The following is a 3,900-nucleotide window of genomic DNA, read 5'->3' as shown; positions in this document are numbered from 1 at the left end:
GCACACACCCCTACTTTCGCACTTGGCTACGCGCCAGGGCATTTGTCGTTTGCTGGGAGCCGCGCTGAGCGCCGGGCTGCTTCTGGCTGCTCCGGTGGCCAATGCCCAAACCATTTACGGCCTGGGCACGGTGCCGCCGAACAACGTGGGCCAGCCGGTGGGCGTACAGGGCCTCATCATCATCACCCCGGCAACGGGGGCCACCAATACGTTTTCCCCTGCTCCAATTACGGGCATTACGGTTGGTCAGACGATTGTGGGCATAGACTCTCGCCCTAATACCGGCCAACTGTTTGCCCTGGGCTATGACGCCTCCCTGGCGGCACCCACCGCCAACGCCCAGGTATATATCCTGGACCCCGCCACAAGTGTGTTGACGGCGGTGGGAGCGGCCATCCGGCTGGAATTGGGCAGCGTCAGCGACCGCATTGGCTTCGACTTCAACCCCACCGTGGACCGCATCCGGGTGGTGAGCACCAACGACCGGAACTACCGCCTCAATCCCGTCACGGGGGGCATTGCTGCCACTGATGGCAACCTGGCCTACACCGGCGGTGCCCCGGCCGACCCCGGCATTGGGGCGGTGGCCTACACCAACTCCTACATTGGCAGCACCAGCACCACCCTCTACGACTTTGATGAACTGAATACGACTTCAGCCACCACCCCAGGCAACACGGCCATTCTGTCCATTCAGAACCCACCCAATAATGGCGTCCTCACCTCCCCGGTGGATGTGTTGTTCAACGGCATCGTGACCGGCTCGCCCCAGGCCGTTGATATCGACATTTACTACAATGCCACCACGGGCCTCAACGAAGCCTATCTAACGGAGGTAACGCCTGGGGGCAGCAGCAACTTCTACGCCCTGAATCTGGCCACGGGCGCGGCCACCCTGCGCGGCAACACCATTCCTTCGGTTGTACCCTTTCAGATTCGCGACATCGCGGTAGCCATTGCTCCGCCCACCCAGCCGGCCCTCACCGGCCTGCTGATGTACGCCGTGGCCGGCGGCAACCTGGTTTCGTTCGATTCGGGAGCGCCTGGCAACATCCGCTCGGCGGTAAATTTTGGTGGCGGCCTGGCCGCTGGCCAGACGGTGGTGGGCATTGATTTCCGCCCGGCCACGGCGCAGCTCTACGCGCTGGGCTACAACCCGGCCACTACCGCCGCCAGCATCTATACCGTGAACCTGACCACCGGTAATCTGACGGCCGTGGGCACCACCCCCAACCTGGCCCTGGGCGCGGCCAACGCCGCTGGCACGCCAGCCGAGCGCATCGGCTTCGACTTCAACCCCACGGTGGACCGCATCCGGGTAGTGGCCACCAACGGCGCCAACTACCGCCTCAACCCCAACGATGGCACCCTCACCGCCACCGATACCAACCTGTCGGGCACCGGCGTGGGCGCGGCGGCTTACACCAACAACCAGAGCAACGCCAACGCCACGGCGCTCTACGACTACGATGCCACGACGGGCACCCTCTACCTGCAAAACCCGCCCAACAACGGCACCCTGGTCAGCCAGGGCAACAGCGGCCTGACCGCCGCCGCTGCCGATGGTGCCGATTTCGACATCTTCAACACGCCCAGCACGACGACCAACCAGGCCCTGCTGGCCGTGAACACCGATGGCACGGCGGGCCGCACCACGTTCGACAATCTGTATTCCATCAACCTGACTAATGGCGCCGCTACCAACCTCGGCACCATTGGTTTCGGCACCAACGTATCGGGCCTGTCGGCCTTCATTCAGGCCGGCACGCTGCTGACCTGGAACGGCTCGGTGAGCACCGACTGGAACGCGGCCGCCAACTGGACGCCCGCCCAGGTGCCCACCACCAACAACGACGTGGTGATTCCGAGTGGCACACCCAACCAGCCCACGGTATCGGCAAGCAATGGCATTGGCAAGCAGGCCCGCAACGTGACCTTGAACAGCGGCGCCGTGCTCACGCTGGCCGACAACGGCGTACTGCTTGTGGGCGGCAACTTCACCAACAACTCGGGTTCCGTGGCTGCATCGGGCGCGCAGGGCAATGGGCGCGTGACGCTGACCACCGCTGGCCCCCACACGCTGGCCGGAACCCTCACTACTTTCCCCATTCTCGTTGTTAACGGCGCGGCCACCCTGGGTGGGCCGGTTTCCATTAGCAAAGGCCTGCGGCTAACCGGTAGCCTGACCAGCACCGGCCAGACGCTGACGCTGCTTTCCAGTGCTGCGGGCACGGCTTATGTGTTCAACAGCGGCGGGGTCATCGTGGGCAGCGTCACGGCGCAGCGCTACATCGCACCAAGCCTGAACAGTGGCGTGGGCTACCGCCACTACAGCTCGCCGGTGAGCGGCAACACGGTGGCTGATTTCGCCACCGCCGGCTACTCGCCCGAAGTAAGCCAGGCCGCCGCCTACAACGGTGCGGCCGACCCCACGCAGGTTTCTATTACGCCCTTCCCCACTATTCTCAAGTACAACGAAACCCGCGTGACGACCAACGTGCCCGCCAACGGCTCGCGCGACTTTGACCGCGGTTACGAGGTACCCGCCAGCACGGCCGAGGCCCTCGAAACGGCCCGCGGCTACACGGTAAATATTGCCTCATCGGCCCTGGTAGACTTTACTGGCACGGCCAACGACGGCACCACGCCCATCAGCGTGAGCGGCCTGACGCGGGGCGGCTTGCCCCAGAGCGGCTGGCACCTGCGCGGCAACCCCTTCCCCTCGCCCCTCGACTGGCAGCGCATGGTGAGCAACAGCCGCCTGAGCGGTGTAGATAATGCCCTGTACGTGTTCAAGAGCAGCGGCCAGTACACGGGTTCTTACGCCAGCTACATCAACGGCGTGGGCACCAACGGCGGCACCAACTCGCTGCCAGTGGGCCAGGGCTTCTTCGTTCGGACCAGCACCGCCGGCACCAGCGGCAGCCTGACGTTCACCAATGCCGAGCGCGACACCGCCACCACCGCCCTGTTCCAGCGCGGCACCGCCGAAACCCGTACCCTGCTGGCCCTCACGCTACGCAACGCCACTGCCGCCACCCAGGCCTCCATGTATTTCGACCAGGGCGCCACCACTGCCTTCGACCGGGCTTTCGACGCCTACAGCCTGCCCGCCCCCAATGGCCTCACGTTCGCTACCGAAGCCGGCACGGCCGAAGTCGCCATCAACGGCCAGCCCCTGCTGACCGGGGCCGACGTGCTGCTGCCCCTGCACCTGGGCGTGGCCACCGCCGGCACCTACACGCTGGCCGTCGATGAGCTGCTGAACCTGCCCACCAACTACCACGCCTACCTGCGCGACGCCCTCACCGGCGCCTACACCGACCTGGCCACCACGCCCGCCCTGAGCCTGAGTCTGGCCGCCAACGGGGCGGCCGGCGGCCGCTACGCCGTGCTGTTCACCACCCGGAACCGCGTGCTGGCCACGGCTCCCGCCGCCCTGGCCCAGCTGGCCAGCGTGTACCCCAACCCGGCCCACGCCACGGCCGCCCTGCTGCTGCCAGTGGCGCTGCGCGGCAACCGGGCCACGGGCGTTTCGGTGCTTGACAACCTGGGCCGCGTGGTGCTCACGCGCACGCTGCCCGCCGGCGCAACCGACGTGCTGGAGCTGCCCCTGGCCGCGCTGGCCCCCGGCGTCTACTCCGTGCTGGCCCACACCCAGGCCGGCCTCGTCGCCAAACGCCTGGTGGTGCAGTAAAACGTAGCGCTTAGGTGCATAAAGTAAATGGCCCGCTGCCTGACATTCGTCGGATAGCGGGCCATTTACTTTAGAGCTAATCAAACAGCAATAATTCAATTTAATAACGCAATTCCCATAACCTGGCCAATGCAAAAGGTGGAGTGGTGCCGGTTTACGCTCTGCGCAATTAATCTTTTATATTTTAGCACCGTACACGGACA

The 3,900-nt window shown here is 65.2% G+C and carries 1 protein-coding gene; it reads left to right on the top strand.

Going from position 1 to position 3,900, the window contains the following annotated elements; genetic code table 11:
• Positions 1-22: 22 nt before the first annotated feature.
• The gene (locus tag J4G38_RS25805) at positions 23-3,697 is read left to right on the top strand and encodes a DUF4394 domain-containing protein (RefSeq protein WP_226163875.1); all 3,675 of its coding nucleotides are present in this window, start codon (positions 23-25) and stop codon (positions 3,695-3,697) included.
• The last annotated feature ends 203 nt before the right edge of the window (positions 3,698-3,900 follow it).

Origin of the sequence: Hymenobacter terricola (assembly GCF_017921975.2) — a bacterium.
GTDB lineage: Bacteria > Bacteroidota > Bacteroidia > Cytophagales > Hymenobacteraceae > Hymenobacter > Hymenobacter terricola.
The sequence above is the reverse complement of the archived record's forward strand: the minus strand, read 5'-3'. Positions and strand labels throughout refer to the sequence as shown.